This is a genomic window from Micromonospora arborensis, assembly GCF_003205615.1.
GTDB lineage: Bacteria > Actinomycetota > Actinomycetes > Mycobacteriales > Micromonosporaceae > Micromonospora > Micromonospora arborensis.
Map to the genome: position 1 here is coordinate 30,309 of NZ_PYBV01000029.1, position 20,820 is coordinate 51,128.

Here is a 20,820-nt window from a genome sequence, read left to right on the forward strand (position 1 = left end):
CAGCCGTCGTCGCATGTGGACTGGTCGGTTGGTGATGTTGCGCTGTTGGTGGAGGAGCAGCCGTGGGAGGGTCCCCGTCGGGCGGGTGTCTCGTCGTTCGGGCTGAGCGGCACCAACGCCCACGTGATCCTCGAACACGCCGCCGCCGACCCCGAGCCCCCGGCGGAGGACCCGGCCCCGGTGCTGATCGCGATCTCGGGCCACAGCCCGGCCGCCGTCCGCGACCAGGCCGTGCAACTCGCCGTCCAGGCCGGCACCGTGCCGCTCGCCGAGCTGGCCCGCGCCGCCGCGCAGACCCGCGCCACCCTCGACCACCGCGCGTTCGTGGTCGCCGCCGACGACGCCGGGGCCCGTCACGACCTCGCCAACCTCGGCGCACCGGCACACCGCCGCAACACCCGTACGGTCTTCGTCTTCCCGGGTCAGGGTGCCCAGCGCGCCGGAATGGGTGCCGACCTGTACGAGCGGTATCCGACTTTCGCCGAGGCGTGGGACGAGGTGTGCTCGCTCGTCTCGTGGGACGCGGCCGACATCGATGCCACGGCCAACGCCCAGCCCGCTCTCTTCGCGTACGAGGTGGCGTTGTTCCGTCTTCTGGAGTCGTGGGGGTTGCGTCCGAATGTGGTGGTGGGTCATTCGGTGGGTGAGTTCGCGGCGGCGTATGTCGCCGGGGTCTTGTCTCTGGAGGACGCGGCCCGTCTGGTCGTGGAACGCGGTCGGTTGATGGGTGCGGTTGCTGCTGGTGGGGTGATGGCGGTGGTGAGCGTGTCGGAGGAGTCTGCTCGCGCGACGGGTGTGGATGTGGCGGCGGTGAATGGTCCGGGTTCGGTGGTGCTGTCGGGCAGTCGTGAGCGGGTGACCGCGGCGGTCGAGCAGCTTGGTGTGCAGCCGCGGTGGTTGACGGTTTCTGACGCGTTCCACTCGGTGTTGATGGAACCGGCGCTTGACGGTTTCGCCGCAGCCGCCGCTGGGGTCGCCTTCGCCGTTCCGCGGGTGGAGTGGATTTCCACGGTGACCGGTGCCCGCGTCGGGTCGGTGGATGCTGGGTACTGGGTCCGGCAGATCCGCGACACGGTCCGTTTCCACGAGGCGGTGTCCGGCCTGACCGGCTGCCGGTTCGTCGAGTTGGGTCCGGAACCGGTGCTGAGTGGCCTGCTGCGCGGTCACGTGGACGACGCGGTCGCGGTCGTCGCCGGGCGGGACGTGTTGGGGGCCGTCGCCGAGTTGTGGGCCGACGGCGCCGACGTGGACTGGGTGGCCCTACAGGGGCCGCGCCGCAGGCACGTCGACCTGCCCACCTACCCGTTCCAACGGCAGCGCTACTGGCTGCACGACGGCCCCGGCGGCGGCGACGTCGGCTCCGCCGGGCTCGAAGCGGTCGGCCACCCGCTGCTGGCCGCCGCGACCACCGTGCCCGGCACCGGCGACGTGCTGCTCACCGGCCGTCTCGCCACCGGCACCCACCCGTGGCTGGCCGACCACGCCGTGTTCGGCACCGTGCTGCTGCCCGGCACCGCCTTCGTGGAACTGGCCGTCCGGGCCGGCCGGCACGTCGGCAGCCCTCGGGTCGAGGAACTGACCCAGCTCGCCCCGCTCACCCTGCCCGGCGGCGGCGCGGTCACCGTCCAGGTCACCGTCGGCGTCGACGAGGACGGCCGCCGCCCGGTGACCGTGTACTCGCGGCCCGAGGGCGACCCGGCCGCGCCCTGGCGCAAGCACGCCACCGGCACCCTCGCCGCGGCCCTTCCGGCACCCGCCGCCGTGCCGCCCGCCTGGCCGCCGACCGGCGCTGGCGAGATCGACCTCACCGACGCCTACCGCGACTTCGGCGCCCTCGGCTACACCTTCGGCCCGACCTTCCGCGGGCTGCGGGCCGTCTGGCGGCGCGGCGACGACGTGTACGCCGAGGTGGTGCTGCCGGACACCGCCGACGCCGGCTCGTTCGGTCTGCACCCGGCCCTGCTGGACGCCGCCGGGCAGGCCGCCGACTTCCTGGTCGACGGCGGACCCGGCGGGATCGCCCAGACCCGGGTGCCGTTTGCCTGGTCCGACGTGACCGTGCACCAGGCCGGGGTGGCCGCCGTCCGGGTGCACGCCCGCAGCCTCGGCCCGGACGGCGTCGTCTCGCTGACACTCACCGACCTGGCCGGGCAACCGGTCGCCACGGTCGGCTCACTCACCCCGCGCCCGGTCTCGGCCGCGCAGCTCGGCGACGGCGAGCACCTGTACCGCACCGAGTGGCAGCCGGTCACCGCGCCGCCCGGCACCCCCGCCGCCCGGGTCGAGCTTGCCTCGCTGCGGCCGGGGGAGCCGGTCCCGGCCGAGGTCGTCTACCACTGCCCGGCCGCGACCGGGAACACCTTCGCGGCGGCCCGGTCCACCCTGCACACAGTGCTCGGCGTGGTGCAGCGCTGGCTGGCCGACGACGCCGCGGCCGGATCCCGGCTGATCGTGGTCACCCGTGGCGCCGTCCACCCGGTCACCGACCTCGCCGCCGCGCCGGTGTGGGGGCTGGTGCGCGCCGCGCAGGCCGAGAACCCCGGCCGGTTCGTGCTGGCCGACCTCGGCCCGGACGACGACCTGCCAGCCGTGCTGCCCGATGGCGAACCCGAGGTCGCCGTCCGGGCCGGTGAGCCGTGGGTGCCGCGGTTGATCCGGGCCGGCCGCGGCACCGGCACACCGGCGTGGCCGGCCGACCGCACCGTGCTGATCACCGGCGGGACCGGGCAGCTCGGCGCGCTCGTCGCCCGGCACCTGGTCACCCGGCACGGCGTACGGGATCTGCTGCTGACCAGCCGGCGCGGTCCGGACGCCGGCGGCGCCAACCAACTGGCCGCCGAGCTGACCGCACTCGGCGCGACGGTGACAGTGGCCGCCTGCGACGTCGCCGACCACGACGCGCTGGCCGGGCTGCTCGCCGGGCACCGGCTCGGCGCGGTCGTGCACACCGCCGGCGTGCTCGACGACGGGGTGATCACCGCCCTCACCCCGGATCGGCTGGACACGGTGCTGAACGCCAAGGCGGCTGGCGCCTGGCACCTGCACGAGCTGACCGCCGGCCTCGACCTCGACGCGTTCGTGCTCTTCTCGTCGGCGTCCGGCATCCTCGACGGCGGCGGGCAGGGCAGCTACGCGGCGGCCAACGTGTTCCTCGACGCGCTCGCCGAGCACCGCCGCGCCGCCGGGCTGCCCGCCGTTTCCGCCGCCTGGGGCCTGTGGGCCGACGACGAGAACCTGCCGGCCAGCGCGATGACCGGCCGGCTCGCCGCCGCCGACCTGGATCGACTGGCCCGGCTCGGGATCGGCGCCATCGACCCGGCTGCCGGTTTGGACCTGCTCGACGCCGCCACCGTCGCCGGGCACCCGGTGGTCGTCCCGGTGCGGCTCGACCTACCGGCTCTGCGCGACCGCGACGGCGACCTGCCGCCGGTGCTGCGGGGCCTCGCCGGTGGCACACCACGGCCGGCACCGGCCCCGGCCGTGGCGGCACCACCCGCCCGGGACCTGTCGTTCGCCGAGCGGCTCGGCACGCTGTCGGCCACCGACCGGGAACGCGCCGCGCTCGACCTGGTGCGTTCGCACGTGGCCACCGTGCTCGGCCGGTCCGACCCGCGCGGCATCGACGCCGACAAGGGCTTCCTCGACCTGGGCCTGGACTCGCTGGCCGCGCTGGAACTGCGCAACCGACTGGCCAAGGCCACCGGGGAACGGCTGTCGGCCACCCTGGTGTTCGACCACCCGACCACGGCGCTGCTCGCCGAGTTCCTACTCACCGAGATGGGTGCCGCCCTGCCGCCGGACCCGGACCCGCACCCAGACGAGGCCGGCTTCCGGGCGGCGCTCGCGGACATCCCGTACCACCGGATCCGCGAGGCCGGACTGCTGGACGCGCTGCTCGCGCTCACCGACGGGGACCCGGCCACCGCCGCACCGGTGTCGCCGGCCGTGCCCGCCACGCCACCGCCGTCACCCGCCGCCGCGGCGATCAAGACGATGGACATCGACGAACTGGTACGCACCGCGCTCGGTCGCGGCGCCACCGGTCAGGCCAAGGGGTAGCGATGGAAACCTCCGTGGAACAACTCGTCGCCGCTCTGCGGGAGTCGATGCTGGACAACGAACGGCTGCGGGCCGATTCGGCCGCGTCGGCCGAACCGGTCGCGGTCGTCGGCATGGGCTGCCGCTACCCGGGAGGGGTGCGTACCCCGGACGACCTGTGGGACCTCGTGGCCGCCGGCCGCGACGCCACCGGTGACTTCCCGGCCGACCGGGGCTGGGACACCGACCGGCTGTTCGACCCGGAACCCGGTACGCCGGGCCGCTGCTACACCCGCCGCGGCGGGTTCCTGTACGACGCGGCCGGCTTCGACGCCGACTTCTTCGGGGTCAGCCCGCGCGAGGCCACCACCATGGACCCGCAGCAGCGGCAACTGCTCGAAGTCTCCTGGGAGGCACTGGAGGACGCCGGCATCGACCCGGCCGTCCTGCGGGGCAGCCGCACCGGCGTGTTCGCCGGGGTCATGTACCACGACTACGGCGTCGGCGGCGCGGACGGCAGCCTGGTCAGCGGCCGGGTCGCCTACACCCTCGGCCTCGAGGGTCCGGCCGTCACCGTGGACACCGCCTGCTCGTCGTCGCTCGTGGCGCTGCACTGGGCGATCCAGGCCATCCGCCGCGGTGAGTGCCCGCTGGCTCTGGTCGGCGGGGTGACCGTGATGGCCACGCCGGAGACGTTCCTGGAGTTCAGCCGCCAGCGCGGCCTGGCCCCGGACGGCCGGTGCAAGTCGTTCGCCGAGGCCGCCGACGGCACCGGCTGGGGTGAGGGCGCCGGGGTGCTGGTGCTGGAACGGCTTTCCGACGCCCGCCGCCACGGCCACCGGGTGCTCGGTGTCATCGCCGGCAGCGCGGTCAACTCCGACGGCGCGAGCAGCGCGATCACCGCCCCGAACGGCAGCGCTCAGCAACGTGTCATCCGGCAGGCCCTGGACGCGGCCGGACTCGTGCCGGCCGACGTGGACGCGGTCGAGGCGCACGGCACCGGCACTGTGCTGGGTGACCCGATCGAGGCCGGCGCGCTGATCGCCGCGTACGGCCGGGGCCGGGACCGGCCGCTCTGGCTGGGCTCGGTGAAGTCGAACATCGGCCACACCCAGGCCGCCGCCGGCGTGGCCGGCGTGATCAAGATGATCCAGGCGATGCGACACGGTGTCCTGCCCCGCACCCTGCACGTCGACCGGCCGTCCGGCAAGGTCGACTGGGACGCCGGCCGAGTCGCCCTGCTCAGCGAGGAACAGCCGTGGCCGCGCGCCGACCGGCCGCGCCGCGCCGCGGTCAGCTCATTCGGCATCAGCGGCACCAACGCCCACGTCCTCGTCGAGGAGGGCGACGCGGCGCCGCCACCATCCGGGGTCACCGGCGCGCCGTTCCCGGTGCTGCTGTCCGCCCGCACCGGCGAGGCCCTGCGCGCGCACGCGACCCGGCTCGCCGACGCGGCCCGGGCCCTGCCCGACGAGGCGGCCGCCGACCTGGCGCACACCCTCGGCACCCGGGCCGTCCTCCCGCACCGCGCCGGTCTGGTCGCCGTCGACCGGGCCGGTCTGATCGCCGGGCTGGACCGGATCGCCGCCGGCGTCGGACCGTCCATCCCCGCCCGCGACGGTCGCACCGCGTTCCTGTTCACCGGCCAGGGCGCCCAGTGGTCCGGCATGGGCCGCGACCTGTACGCCCGGCACCGGGTGTTCGCCGCGACCCTGGACGACGTCGCCGGGCACCTCGACCAGCACCTGGAACGGCCGCTGCGTGTGGTGATGTGGGCCGAACCGGGCAGCGCCGACGCCGGACTGCTCGGGCAGACCGCGTACACCCAGGCGGCGCTGTTCGCCGTCGAGGTGAGCACGGCCGCGCTGCTGGACAGCTGGGGCGTACGCCCGGACCTGCTCGCCGGGCACTCGATCGGCGAGCTGAGCGCGGCGTACGTCGCCGGGGTGTTCTCGCTGCCCGACGCCTGCCGCCTGGTCGCCGCCCGCGGCCGACTGATGCAGGCCATGCCGCCCGGCGGCGGGATGCTCGCGGTCGCCGCCCCGGTCGCCCAGGTGACCGCCCTGCTCGACGGCGACGCCGAGATCGCCGCGGTCAACGCCCCCGCCGCGGTGGTCGTCTCCGGCCCGATCGACGGCCTCGACCGGGTCGCCGCCCGCTGTGCCGCCGACGGTCTGCGCGCCACCCGACTGAACGTGTCGCACGCCTTCCACTCCGCGCTGATGGAGCCGATGCTCGACCTGTTCCGTACGGTCGCCGCCACGGTCACCTTCCGGCCCCCGGCGATCCCGATCGTCTCGACGGTCACCGGCGGGCCCGCCGACGTGACCGACCCCGACCACTGGACCAACCAGGTACGGCGTGCCGTGCTGTTCGCCGACGCCGTGCGCGAACTGCTCGCCAGCGACGTGACCACCTTCCTGGAGATCGGGCCGGACACCGTGCTGGCCCCGCTCGCCGCGCAGACCGCCGACGGGGCCGGCGCCACCTTCGCCGCCACCGGTCGCCGCGGCCGCGACGAGAACACCGCGCTGCTGGCCGGTCTGGTCGACGCGCACGTGGGCGGCCTGCGGGTGGACTGGGCGGCGGTGTCCGGCGAGGCCCCGCGGACCCGGCTCACGCTGCCCGCGTACCCGTTCCAGCACCGCCGCTTCTGGCTGGACACCGCCCCGCCGGCCGGGGACGTCACCGCCGCCGGCCAGGAGGCGCTGGACCATCCGGTCCTCACCGCCCTGCTGCCCGACCCCGACGGCGACGGCCTGGTGCTCACCGGCCGCCTCGCCACCGCCGCGCAGCCCTGGTTGGCCGACCACACCGTGCACGGCACCGTGCTGCTGCCCGGCACCGCGTTCGTCGAGCTGGCCCGGTGCGCGGCCGAGCGCACCGGCACCGAGGTCGCCGAGCTGTCCCTGCCCGCGCCCCTCACCCTGCCCGCCGGAACGACCGTCGCGGTACGGGTCACCGTCGGGGCGGCCGGGCCGGACGGCGGGCGCACGGTACGCGTGCACGGCCGCCCGGACGGCGGGCCGTGGACGCTGCACGCCGAGGGCACCCTGGCCCCCGCCTCCGCGAGCGGACCGGCACCGTTCACCGGCCCGTGGCCGCCGGCCGGCGCCACCCCGCTCGACGTGACCGGCGGCTACCAGCGGCTGGCCGACCGCTCCTACCACTACGGGCCCGCGTTCCGCGGCCTCACCCACGCCTGGCGGGCCGGCGACGACCTGTACGCCGAGGTGAGCCTGCCCGCCGAGTCCGGGTACGGCGTGCACCCGGCGCTGCTCGACGCGGCGCTGCACGCCGGGCTGCTCGCCGACGACGACCAGAACACGACCCTGCTGCCGTTCGTGTGGCGTGACGTGCGGGTCCCGGTCACCGGCGCCACGACGCTGCGCGTGCATCTGACCCGTCTGCGCGGCGACGAGGAGACCGCACTGCGCGCGTACGACCCGGACGGCCGCCCGGTCGTGTCGGTGGCGTCGATCCTCGCCCGGCCGGTCGACGCGGCCCACCTCGGCAGCCCGGCCGTGCCCCGCGACAGTCTCTTCACCACCACCTGGAACCCGGCCGTTCCGGTGTCCGGCGCGGCCCCGGCGGCGGACCGTCTGGTGTTGGACGGGACGGACGCCGGCCTGCGGGCGACGATCCGCACCACCCTCGACGCGATCCACCGCCACCTCGCCGGTTCCCGGCCCGGTCCGCTGCTGGTGGTCACCACCGGCGCGGTCGCCATCCAACCCGGCGAGCCGGTCACCGACCTGGCCGCCTCCGCGGCCCGCGGGCTGGTGCGCGCGGCCGAGGCCGAGAACCCGGGCCGGTTCGTGCTCGTCGACTCCGACGACCCCGCCGCCGTCGGCCTCGACACCGGCACCGCCGGCCTGCCGGAGGTCGCCGTCCGCGACGGACGGCTGCTGGCACCCCGGCTCACCCCGCTGCACCCGGCCCAGGAACCGCCCGCGCTCGCTGGCCCCGGCGGCACCGGCACCGTGCTGATCACCGGCGGCACCGGCGGGCTCGGCGCTCTTGTCGCCCGGCACCTGGTCACCGCACACGGCGTCCGCCACCTGCTGCTGGCCAGCCGCTCCGGCCCGGCCGCCCCCGGTGCCGCCGCCCTGCACGCCGACCTGACCGGCCTCGGCGCCGACGTCACCATCGCCGCGTGCGACGTCGCGGACCGTGCCGAGGTGGCCGGGCTGCTCGCCACGATCCCCGCCGACCGGCCGCTCTCGGCGGTCGTGCACGCCGCCGGGATCGCGGTCGGAGGCACCGTCGACACGCTGACCGCCGACCGGATCGAGCCGGGTCTGACCGCGAAGGCAGACGGCGCGTGGCACCTGCACGAGTTGACCCGGGACCTGCCCCTGGCCGCGTTCGTGCTGTTCTCCTCGGCGGCCGGTTCGCTGCTCGCCGCCGGGCAGGGTGCCTACGCCACCGCCAATCTTTTCCTGGACGCGCTCGCCGCCGCCCGCCGCGCCTCCGGCCTGCCCGCCCAGTCGCTCGCCTGGGGCCTGTGGGCGACCGCCGACGGCATGAGCGCCGAGCTGACCGACGGCGACCGGGCCCGACTCGACCGGCTCGGTCTGCCCGCCATCCCGGTCGACGACGCGCTGGCCCTGTTCGACGCGGCGCTGCGCACCGGCGACGCCGTACCGCATCCGGTGCGGATCGACCGCACCGTGCTGCGGGCCCGGCCCGGCGGAGCGCCGGCCCTGCTGCGCGAGCCGGTCGCCGCGCCGGTGGCCCCGGTGCCCTCCGGCACCGACCTGCTCCACCTGGTACGCGAACACGTCGCGCGGGTCCTCGGCCACCCCGGCCCGGCGGCGATCGACCCGGACCGCGCTTTCCGCGACCTGGGGTTCGACTCGCTTGCCGCGTTGGAACTGCGCAACCAGCTCCAAGCGGCCACCGGAGTCCGGTTGCCCGCCACGCTTGTCTTCGACCACCCGAGCAGCACCGCCGTCGCCGCCTTCCTGGCCGAGAGCAGCACCCCCGTCGAGCAGGTGGCAGCGGCCCCGGCCCCGGCGGCCCACGCCGGAGCGGCCGACGACCCCGTCGTGATCGTCGGCATGGCCTGCCGCTACCCCGGCGGGGTGCGGTCGCCGGAGGACCTGTGGCGGTTGGTCGCGGCCGGCGAGGACGCGGTGAGCGCCTTCCCCGTCGACCGGGGCTGGGACACCGGCCGCCTGTACGACCCGGAGCCCGGCCGGGCCGGGCACACCTACGTGCGGCACGGCGGTTTCCTGCACGACGCCGCCGAATTCGACGCCGCGTTCTTCGGCATCAGCCCTCGCGAGGCCCGCGAGACCGACCCGCAGCAGCGGCTGCTCCTGGAGACCAGCTGGGAGGCCCTGGAACGCGCCGGGATCGCGCCCGAGTCGCTGCGCGGCACCCGCACCGGTGTGTTCGCTGGCGTGATGTACCACGACTACGGCCCCGCCGGCAGCGCGGGCAGCATCGTCTCCGGTCGGGTCGCCTACCACTTCGGGTTGGAGGGGCCGGCGTTGACTGTCGACACGGCCTGTTCGTCGTCGTTGGTGGCGTTGCATCTGGCGGCGGAGTCGGTGCGTCGTGGTGAGTGCACATTGGCGTTGGCCGGTGGTGTGACGGTGCTGGCCACTCCGGAGATGTTCGTCGACTTCAGTCTTCAGCGCGGCCTGGCCCCGGACGGGCGGTGTAAGTCCTTCTCGGATGATGCCGATGGCACGGGTTGGGCCGAGGGTGCCGGTGTGTTGGTGCTGGAACGGTTGTCCGACGCCAGGCGTCACGGTCACCCGGTTCTGGCGGTGGTGCGGGGGAGTGCGGTGAACTCCGATGGTGCGTCGAATGGTTTGACGGCGCCGAATGGTGGTGCGCAGCAGCGGGTGATTCGTGCGGCGTTGGCGGCTGCGGGGTTGTCGCCGGTGGATGTGGACGTGGTGGAGGCGCACGGCACCGGTACGAGGTTGGGTGATCCGATCGAGGCGCAGGCGTTGTTGGCGACGTATGGGCAGGGTCGGGGTAGGCCGTTGTGGTTGGGTTCGTTGAAGTCGAACATTGGTCATGCGCAGGCTGCTGCTGGTGTCGGTGGTGTGATCAAGATGGTGGAGGCGATGCGGCATGGTGTTCTGCCGCGCACGTTGCACGTGGGGCAGCCGTCGTCGCATGTGGATTGGTCGGCCGGAGCGGTTGCGCTGTTGGTGGAGGAGCAGCCGTGGGAGGGTCCCCGTCGGGCGGGTGTCTCGTCGTTCGGGCTGAGCGGCACCAACGCCCACGTGATCCTCGAACATGTCCCGTCCGCGCCGGTGGCCGTCGGCGACGGCGACGAGGACGAGGACGAGCCGGTCGTGCTGCCCGTCTCCGCCCGCGACCCGCAGGCGTTGCGGGAGCTTGTCACCCGCCTCGCCGGCACCCCCGGCGACCTCGCAGACATCGCCCGCGGCCTGGCAGGCACCCGGTCCGAGATGCCGGTGCGGGCGGCCGTCGTCGGCCGCGCCGCACTGGCCTCCGCCGAACCGGTCACCGCCCGCCGTGACGCTCGCACTGTCTTTGTTTTTCCGGGTCAGGGTGCGCAGCGCGCCGGAATGGGTGCCGACCTGTACGAGCGGTATCCGACTTTCGCCGAGGTGTGGGACGAGGTGTGCTCGCTCGTCTCGTGGGACGCGGCTGACATCGATGCCACGGCCAACGCCCAGCCCGCTCTCTTCGCGTACGAGGTGGCGTTGTTCCGTCTTCTGGAGTCGTGGGGGTTGCGTCCGGATGTGGTGGTGGGTCATTCGGTGGGTGAGTTCGCGGCGGCGTATGTCGCCGGGGTCTTGTCTCTGGAGGACGCGGCCCGTCTGGTCGTGGAACGCGGTCGGTTGATGGGTGCGGTCGCTGCTGGTGGGGTGATGGCGGTGGTGAGCGTGTCGGAGGAGTCTGCTCGCGCGACGGGTGTGGATGTGGCGGCGGTGAATGGTCCGGGTTCGGTGGTGCTGTCGGGCAGTCGTGAGCGGGTGACCGCGGCGGTCGAGCAGCTCGGTGTGCCGCCGCGGTGGTTGACGGTTTCTGACGCGTTCCACTCGGTGTTGATGGAACCGGCGCTTGACGGTTTCGCCGCAGCCGCCGCTGGGGTCGCCTTCGCCGTTCCGCGGGTGGAGTGGATTTCCACGGTGACCGGTGGCCGCGTCGAGTCGGTGGATGCTGGGTACTGGGTCCGGCAGATCCGCGACACGGTCCGTTTCCACGAGGCGGTGTCCGGCCTGACCGGCTGCCGGTTCGTCGAGTTGGGTCCGGAACCGGTGCTGAGTGGCCTGCTGCGCGGTCACGTGGACGACGCGGTCGCGGTCGTCGCCGGGCGGGACGTGTTGGGGGCCGTCGCCGAGTTGTGGGCCGACGGCGCCGACGTGGACTGGGTGGCCCTACAGGGGCCGCGCCGCAGGCACGTCGACCTGCCCACGTACCCGTTCCAACGGCAGCGCTACTGGACCGCCGCGGCAGCCCACACCGGCGACGCCACCGCGTTCGGCCTCGGCGACTCCGGGCACCCCGTGCTCGGCGGCGTCCTCACCACCCCCGGATCGCGGGAACTGCGGCTCACCGGCCGGCTCTCCACCGCCACCCACCCGTGGCTGGCCGACCACGTGATCGCCGGCGTCGCCGTGTTCCCCGGCGCGGGCTTCGCCGACCTGGCCCTGCACGCCGCCGCCGCGGCCGGTGCGGCCGGCCTCGGCGAGTTGATCCTGCACGCACCCCTGACGGTCACCGACGCCGGCGTCGACCTGCACGCCGTGGTCGGCCCGCCCGGCGACGACGGCCTCCGCGACCTTGAGATCCACGCCCGCCCGGCCGGCGCCGCCGACTGGACCCGGCACGCCACCGGCACCATCACCCCCGCCTTCCCGGCCGCACCGGCCCGGCTGCCGGCCTGGCCGCCGCTCGGCGCGGAACCGATGCCCGTCGCCGGCCTCTACGACCGGCTCGCCGACCGCGGCCTGCACTACGGCCCGGCCTTCCGGGGCGTTCGGGCCGCCTGGCGCTCCGGGGACGACTACTACGCCGAGGTCGCCCTGCCGCCGGCGGCCGGAACCGGCACGTACCCGCTGCACCCGGCCCTGCTCGACGCCACCGTGCACGCCCGTCTCGCCGGTGAGGACGGCGACGGCCCGGAGGTCCCGTTCAGCTGGCAGGACGTCCGGGTGACCGCGCCCGCCCCGGAAGCGGTCCGGGTGCGCATCACCGCGACCGGCCCCGACACCGTCGCCCTGGTCCTGACCGACCTGGCCGGCGAACCGGTCGCCGAGGTCGGCGCGCTCCGTACCCGGCCCGCCGCCGCACCGGCCGCCACCGACTCCCTGTACGCCCTCGACTGGCGTCCCGCCCCCGCCGAAGACGTCACCCTGCCCGCACCGGAGCGGTACGACGTGGTCCCCGCCAGGACCGACCCGGTCACCGCCACCCACGAGGCGGTGACCCGGGTCGCCGCCCACCTCACCACGTGGCTGGCCGACCCGGTGCACGCCGACGCCCGCCTCGCCGTCGTCACCCGCGGCGCGACCGGCCCCGGCGGCCCGGCCACCGACCTTGCCGCCGCCGCCGTCTGGGGCCTGGTACGCGCCGCCCAGGCGGAGAACCCGGGCCGGCTCCTGCTGGCCGATCTGGACGACGACCCCCGCTCGGAACGGCTGCTGCACACCGCCGAACCCGAGATCGTCGGCCGGGCCGGACGCGCGTACGTCCCCCGCCTGATTCCCGCCGGCGAAGCCGGCACCACACCCGGCTGGGGTGGCGGCACCGTGCTGGTCACCGGCGGCCTCGGCGGCCTCGGCACGCTTGTCGCCCGGCACCTCGTCGCCGCAGGCGTCACCGACCTGCTGCTGGCCGGCCGCCGCGGCCCGGACACCCCCGGCGCCGACCGGCTCGTCGCCGACCTCACCGCCGCCGGCGCCCGGGTCACCGTCGTCGCCGCCGACCTGGCCGACCGCCGGGCCGTCGCCGGCCTGCTCGCGGCGATCCCGGCGGACCGGCCGCTCACCGCGGTCGTGCACACCGCCGGGTCACTCGACGACGGGGTGTTGAGCGCGCTCACCCCCGACCGGATCGCCGCGGTGCTGCGCGCCAAAGTGGACGCGGCCTGGCACCTGCACGAGCTGACCCGCGGCGCCGACCTGGCCGACTTCGTGCTGTTCTCCTCGATCGCCGGGATCGGCGGCGCCGCCGGCCAGGCGAACTACGCCGCCGCGAACGCCTTCCTGGACGCCCTCGCCGAACACCGCCGTGCCCTCGGCCTGCCCGCCCGCTCACTGGCCTGGGGCCGATGGGCCACCGCCAGCGAGATGACCGGCACGCTGTCCGCCCGCGACGACGACCGGATGGCCCGCTCCGGTCTGCTGCCGCTCACCGCCGAGGAAGGATTGGGCCTGCTCGACCTCGCCCGCACCAGCGACCGTGCCGTGCTCGTGCCGGCACGCCTGGACCGGGCGGCCCTGCGCGCCCAGGCCGACGCGCTGGCCCCGGTCTTCCGCGGCCTGGCCGGCGTGACACCGGCCCGAGCCGCCGCTGTCACCGCCGCCGCCACCGAGGCCGACCGGCTCGCCACCATGGCACCGGCCGTCCGGCGGGCCGCGTTGATCGACCTCGTCCGCGGACATGCCGCCGCGGTACTCGGCCACGACCGCCCCGACGCCGTCGGCACCGGCCAGGGCTTCCTCGACCTCGGCTTCGACTCCCTGACCGCCCTCGAACTGCGCAACCGCCTCGCCTCGGCGACCGGCCGGCGAATCCCCTCCACGCTGATCTTCGACCACCCCACCGTGGAAGCGACCGCCGACCTGCTCGCCACCGCCTTCGCCACCACCGATGACAGCCGGGTCACCGCCCGGCTCGACGACCTGGAGGCCGCTCTGGCCGGATCCACCCCCGGCGACGTGAAGGCCCGGGCCCGGCTCGCCGAACGCCTGCGAACCCTCGCAACCGCCCTGGCCGGCCCCGAAACCCCATCCGCCGCCGACGACCTCTCCACCTCGTCAGCCGACGAGCTGTACCAGATCCTCGACGGCGAACTCGCCTGAAGACTCAGCCCCGGAATACGGGGTCGCCGGATCGGCACCGACCGGGCATCATCCTCTACGCACCGAATCCGGTGGATCCCTCACCCTGTGCGACGAGATACGCGATACCCAGCTCACCTGGCCCAGCGAAGTCTCGGCCGCGCCGCTCAGGAGAACACTTTGCACTGCACGAAATGCGGAGCCGCGCTCGATCACCCCGGCCAGGGCCACACATGCCGGTCCTCGGCACCTCCGCCGGCGCTCAGAACAGCAGGTTGGAACGTCGCGGCCTGGTTCGCGGTCGGGTTCGCCACCCTGTTCGCCCTGGCCGCGATCGCCGTGGCCGTCATCGGCAGCATCTCGAGCGACCAGGGCCGGCCGCTGCCCCCGTCCGGCACCGGAGCCGCGGTCGGGTACATCCTGGCCAATCTGATCCTGATCGCCACCATCATCGGCCTGGCTGTCAGCGCGCTGATCTGGGGCCGCGGCACCCGCCAGCTCGCCGAGGCCCACGGCTCCTCGGGCCGCTCGTACAGCCGCCACTGGGGCACGCGACTCTTCCCTGCCTTCATCTTCCTCGGCGCCGCCATCGCCTGGCTGGCGGCCGACCGAACCGCCCCGGCTGTCCTGTTCGGCCAGGCCGCCATGCGTATCCTTGGAGCCGCCGCGCTGATCGGGGGCATGCTGCACAGTCGGGCGCGAGTCCGGCGGCTGATCGCCCACGCCAACCAGGTCCACGCCGGACACTACCCGCCGTTCGCCGGGCAAGACCCGGCATGGCCGCTGTCGCCCACCCCGACCAGTGAAGACTGGAACGCCGGCCAATGGGACCCCGACGTGCAGCGCGACATCGAAGCCCGCCGTCGCCGCGACACAACCTGACCTCGAGGTGCGGCCGGTCCCCAGCACGACGACGGTCGAGTACGGCCAACCGGCAGGATCCCGCAGGGCCTCCCAGTCGCTGCCCAGCAGTCTCCGCGGCGCGTAGACCGGTCGACGACTCTCCTTCGAGGACTTCTCAGCTGTCGCTGTCTGCTGTCAGGTGTTTCGCCGCCGTCGTGACCAGCAACGCGGGGATCGCGAACGCGATGGTCAGGCCGACCCGGATCATCACCAGGCTTACCACGCCGGGCATGCGGCCGGTTTCCCAGCGCCGGTCGTTGGTCAGTAGCGCGAGGACCATCACCAGAGCGACGGCTGCGGCGATTGCCAGGTCCACGGTCGGGTTGAAGCCGGCGAAGCCAGGGGCCAGGAACCGCTCACCCCATTCGCGCATCAGCATCCCGTACGTCGCGACCGGATCCGGCACCCTGCTCAGATACGGTGTTTCGTGCCAGGTCAGCGTGAGTTGGTAGCCGTAGGGCGCATCAACTGTCGCTGCGGTCAGGACCATCGAAAGCGCCACGCCCAGACCGGCGGCGGCGTCGGCGCAGCTGGCCTGGTCCCGCCCGGCGCTGCTGGCGCCTTTCGCCGACACCACGATCAGCCGGCCGAGGTGGCCGAAGAACCCGACCACCAGGCCTGCTATCAGCAGGACCAGCATGATGACCACGAGCACGACGATGACAAGGGCGAAGGCCGGCGCAACGTACCGGGCCATCACCTCACCGACGAACGCGAAGACGCCGTACACGTAGGCCAGAACCAGCAGCGTCACGATGCCAACCCAGGCACCCGCAGTAAGCCAGCGCCGAGCCCGCAGCTTCTGGACGAGCAGGTACAGCCCGACGAGGACCGCGACACCGGCGCCGATCACGAGCACTACGGCGAGGAACTGGCTGAGCCAGTCGATGACCCGGACCACGAGCCGGTATAACCAGACGCCGAGCCGGACCAGACCCACCAGCGCCTCTATCGCCCAGGTAAGTCCAGGAATCGCCAGCAGACCCAGCACAAGTGCCGACACGCTCACGATGACGGGCCGCCACCGCCCGACCTTCAGACAGCAGACCAGCGCGGCGGCCAGCACCACCGGCACCGCGGCGAACGCGACCACCGACAGGTGGCGCTCCACCGTGCTGGCGGTCGGGCCTTCCAGCGGTGGCTTCACCACGGTGTTGGCGAAGGCGGCTAGGTGGTCCAGGGCTCGGTCACCCGGCCGCCAGTGCGTGTCGATGCCGGCCAGCACGACGAAGAACTCCGGCAGGGTGGCGATCAGGAACAGCATGCCGAGCAGAACCACGACGGGAAACTGCCGGCGGCGGAAGCCCAGCCGCTGCTCGAATGTCATAGCGAGGGCCTGCGGCGCGGTGCTGGCCTGCCCTACGGCGACAGCGGCGCGAGGTCCATGGGTGGCGGCCATGTCGGGCCTCCGGTCTCGACTCGGCAGCGAAGAATTACTGTGCCCGCAGGTCGTTCGGGACATTAGCCTGTTTGGATCCCCGCTGCGTCATGTGTTGCTTATCCGACACGAAGAGGGTGCCTTCACTTGGGCGGCAAGCCCTTTTTCGTGCACTCTTCCCGGCCAGATCCGCGAACGCTGCAAGCGGCGACGGGGACGTGGTGGGGCTGCTGGTCGAGATCCTGCTGGCGCTGCCGGCGTCGTACGGCAGCACCCGGTGAAAGTAGCCCGCCTCGGCCACGTCGGAGCCGACTCGGACACATCATTACCACATAGTGATCATGATCCGCGCAGGTTGACCTGCGCGGATCTTTCTGTGGTTGGTGCGCAATGCTCCTGGTCGCAGACGATGGTGATCTTCCTCTTGTGCAGGAGTGCGACCAGGTCATGTGGAGTCTGGATCCCGCTGGGGAGGCGGGGATGGTCGCCGAGTCTTGCGATGATGTGTTCTTCCCTGAGGTAGCGGATCTTGCGTCGGCGGTCGGTGGGCTGTTGGGTGCTGGTGTGGCCGTGGCGGCATCGAAAGCCGGGGCGTCGATTGATCCAATGAGATTCCAATCTTCGCCCGCACGCGGGTGCTGCTGCCGCTCGTCAACGACGGCCGGTGTGGGTCTCGGGTGACGTGCCGCCGTAGGTGGACAGATCGACGCTGATCAGGGCTGGGTGGATGGGACTTCGCTGCCGGCGGGCTGACCATGCGGGCCACCGTGGGCATGGGGGAGCGCTCGGCGGCCACGTCCCGGGATCGGCCGGGGCGGTGGTGGCGCCGTCGAGGCGCGGACGACGAGCTCGACCGGTTGGTCGGCCGCCGGTGGAAGCTCGACGTCCGGCTTCTCGATGGCCTGTACCAGCAGCGCGAGGCCCTGCCGCGTGACCTCGTCGAACGGCTGCCGCAGGGTGGTGAGCGGGGGAGTGACGTAGGCGGCGACCGGGATGTCGTCGAACCCGACGACGCTGATGTCCTCGGGCACGCGGCGCCCGGCCTCGTGCTGCGCGCGGATGAGACCGATCGCCATGTCGTCGTTCGCGGCGAACACCGCGGTCACGGTGCCGTCGCCGGCCAGTTCCCGGCCCGCCGCGTAGCCGGACGCGGCCGACCAGTCGCCCTCGACGACCGGCGGCTCGTCCGCGCCATGGGCTCGCAGCGCCTCGCGCCAGCCGGCGAGACGGTCCCGTGCCGAATACCACCGCTGCGGGCCGGCCAGGTGATGGACGGTCGCGTGCCCCAACTCCAGCAGGTGCTCGGTCGCGGCCCGCGCGAGCCGGCCCGCGCCGACCCTGGCGGTCACCACCTGCGGCGCGGTGAAGGTGGGCGGCGCGCCGAGGACCAGGACCGGCACGTCCACGCTGATGAGGCCGACGCCCTCGTCGATCGGCTCGGAGATGACGACGCCGTCCACGCCCTGGTCCAGCAGCGACGCCAGAGCGCTCGCGATGCCGCCCGGGTCGCCCTCGATCGTGGTGGCCACCCGCAGCGTGTAGCCCGCCTTCCGGACCGCCCGCTCGATGCCCACGAGCCACGACGCCGGCCCGTACAAGGCGCTGCCGAGCGTCACCACGCCGATCGACCGGGTCCGCCCGGAGGCCAGCGCCCGGGCCGCCTGGTTGCGCCGGTAGCCGAGCTCCGCGGCGGCGTCCAGGACCCGCCGGCGTACGTCGGCCGAGACATACGGCTCGTCGTTGAGGACCCTGGACACCGTCTTCTGGGAGACGCCGGCCAGCCGCGCGACGTCCACGCTGCGCGCCGTCGGAGGGCTTCCACTCGGCCTCGCCAGTTGCGTCACGGCACCTCCCGTCGCCGGCCATAGTCCTGTATGATTGCGCAGTCATGTCTACGCAGTCAGACACTCGCCACCGAGATCCCGTAACCCCCCGTGACGCTGGCGAAGCACGTTCCTTACCCACACCCTAGCCCCGGTTTCGAACCGAACAGGTCAGGCCGGGCCGCCCGCCGACTTCGCCGTAGACCACAGTGCTGCTGTCCACGCCTTCAGCGTGTCACGCGCCGGGCGCCGCAGAGGCGAATCGGTTCGCTATTCGATCGTCGCCGCGCCGGTGGGTCGCCGCCACGGAATGCCTGAGCGCGTTGCCCTGGTACTTCGGAAGGGTCGTACTCATCGGCGGCCACTCGAAGCTTGCGAGGCGTCAGAAGCAGGAAGTAACCGTCTTGAAACCTTGACTTCACGCTCGATGCGCCCGCTAATAAATATCTACGCATATGGGCCGCAGCCACCCTTCCCGGGTGGTCGGCGACGCCGGCAGATCTGTCGAATCGATTCGAGTCTCGGCCTTGAGGCTGTGCCCTGAACCGGTGTTGCGGAGCTGTCGGGTGAGTCACAGGAGGGTTACCGTGCATCGTACGAACGTCCACTGGGGTGGCCGATTGTCGGCGTTGGCCAGAGGGCTGGCCGCGACCGTGGCGCTCGCCCTGCCCCTGACGCTGGGTGGTCTGACCCTGGCGAACCCCGGATCGGCCCTGGCCGCGCCGGTCGCGACGCAGAGTGTCGCGGCCGCCGGACTTGACGGTGTGGCGGCCGGGAACGCCGCGGTCGCCTCGGTCGATCTGAGCGGGACGTGGAACTTCACGCCCGCGGGTCGGGGGGCGACCTCGATCGCGGTGCCCGGTGGCGGCTGGTACAAGCAGGGCTTCACCGACGTGAACGAGGCGGTGTACTCGCGCAGCATCACCGTGCCGGACTCGGGGCAGCCGCAGTCGACCTGGATCGAGTTCGGCGCCGTCAACCACCAGGCGACACTGTCGGTCGACGGCCGCGTGGTCGCCACCCAGACGACGGCGTTCACCCCATCGAACTTCGACATCAGCGCATACGCGGCGCCCGGCACCACCCACACGATCACGGTGAACGTGAAGGGCCGCGGCGCGTTGAAGGCATCCAACGGCCGGTACCTGGTGCCCGACGCCGCCACGTGGTCCGAGGCGATCCCGCAGGGGATCTTCGGGTCCGCGTTCCTGCGGGTGTACCCGGCGGTGTACGTCAGCGACACATTCGTGCGTACGTCGGTGGCGAACAAGACGTTGACCTACGACGTGACGGTGCGGAACACGTCGGGCAGTTCCCGGTCGGTGACGTTGACCGGGTCGCTGTCGTCCAAGAACGGAACGGCTTTCAGCTACCCGGCGCTGCCCAGCCGTACGGTCACCGTGGCGGCCCGCTCGACCGTGACCGTGACCGTCGGGCCGGTCGCGTGGAACCTCGGCAGCACCTCGTACTGGTGGCCCAACGTGCCGTACCGGTCGGGGTACCGGGCGCAGCTGCACGGGCTGACGGTGCATGCCGTCACCGACGACGGCCGGACGAGCGACGCCGAGTACCGGTTCGGGTTCCGGGAGGCCACCCAGAACGGTGACTACTACTACCTCAACGGCGTGCGCGTGAACTTCCGCGGCGACAACCTCCAGGGTGCCGACTATGACCGGATCAACAACGGCGGCAAGGGCGACGCGTACCACACCCTGCCCGGCTTCCTGCCCCCGTCGTCCGGCAACGGCGGCTGGCCGCAGGCGGTGGACAACTACCAGCGGCTGAACTACAACGTGGTGCGGATCCACCAGGAGCCCGGGAGTCCGTACATGTTGGATGTCGCCGACGAGATGGGCCTGATGATTATCGACGAGGTCGCGATTCGCGGCTCCCAATCCTCGCAGGAGTGGCAGAACTCCGTCGGGCGCGACAACATGATCAACCACGCCCGTGCGCTGGTCCTGCGCGACCGCAACCACCCCGCGATCGTCCGCTGGAGTCAGAACAACGAGCCGAACCAGAGCGGCCAGGATTCCGAACAGTTCGAGAAGGACCTGTACGCGGCGATGAACGGCGCCGACGGCACCCGGCCGATCATTGTCGAGGTGGGCGTCGGCAACAATGTCAGCCTGTATCCCGGGATGACGTACGCCAACTTCGCGGTGATACCGCACTACGTCGACGGCTTCGGCAGGTACGGGGAGGGCCTGGTCAGCGTGAACGGGCGGCCCGACGGCGAGGGCGAGTTCATCTGGCCGGCATGCAACAACAAGCAGGGCTTCGAGTGGTTCGCCACCGCAACTGCTGCCAAGCGCGGCAAGGGCGCCACCGACCTGCGTCCGTACACGCTGTTGTCCGCCTGGGCCAGCGTCGTGCCGGGCGTGCGGTCCACCGACTTCACCCCGGAGGAGGGCGGCCACCCGATCTACGGCGTCGACAACCTGCCCGACCCGTGGAGCAACCCGCAGATCCAGCGTGTGCAGGCGGCGTTCAACCCGGTGGCCGCGATCGACCTCCCGTACTGGTCCGCCTCCGGCAATTCCGACTCCAACGGCAACTTCCCGCTGGCGCAGGCCGTGCCCACCTACGCCCGCAACGCCACGGTGACCCGCAACATCACCGTGTTCAACGACGACCTCACCAACACGGCGGTGGGCTTCACCTGGACCGCCCGGCT

General features: G+C 73.2%; 6 protein-coding genes. 4 read left to right on the top strand and 2 right to left on the bottom strand.

What is annotated here, in order from left to right; translation table 11 throughout:
• From C7C45_RS34200 to C7C45_RS23085, 3 genes are all read left to right on the top strand, one after another.
• A partial coding sequence (locus tag C7C45_RS34200; RefSeq protein ID WP_167454802.1) for a type I polyketide synthase occupies positions 1-4,059 on the top strand: 4,059 nt, incomplete at its 5' end.
• A 2-nt stretch (positions 4,060-4,061) separates the two neighbouring features.
• On the top strand, positions 4,062-14,060 hold the full coding sequence (locus tag C7C45_RS23080; RefSeq protein WP_110565793.1) for a type I polyketide synthase: 9,999 nt from the start codon (positions 4,062-4,064) through the stop codon (positions 14,058-14,060).
• A gap of 318 nt (positions 14,061-14,378) precedes the next feature.
• Positions 14,379-14,921, top strand: coding sequence for a hypothetical protein (locus C7C45_RS23085; protein ID WP_244200515.1), 543 nt, complete (start codon positions 14,379-14,381; stop codon positions 14,919-14,921).
• A gap of 136 nt (positions 14,922-15,057) precedes the next feature.
• Here C7C45_RS23085 and C7C45_RS23090 read toward each other — a convergent pair whose 3' ends face one another.
• A complete protein-coding gene (locus tag C7C45_RS23090; RefSeq protein ID WP_110565795.1) occupies positions 15,058-16,269 on the bottom strand; it encodes a hypothetical protein in 1,212 nt (403 codons plus the stop codon).
• 764 nt (positions 16,270-17,033) lie between these two features.
• Positions 17,034-18,164, bottom strand: a complete 1,131-nt coding sequence (locus C7C45_RS23100) for a LacI family DNA-binding transcriptional regulator (protein ID WP_208641265.1) — start codon at positions 18,162-18,164, stop codon at positions 17,034-17,036.
• Positions 18,165-18,730: 566 nt separating this feature from the next.
• Here C7C45_RS23100 and C7C45_RS23105 point away from each other — a divergent pair.
• Positions 18,731-20,820, top strand: a 2,090-nt coding sequence (locus C7C45_RS23105) for a glycoside hydrolase family 2 TIM barrel-domain containing protein (protein ID WP_110565800.1), incomplete at its 3' end; no start/stop codon positions are given.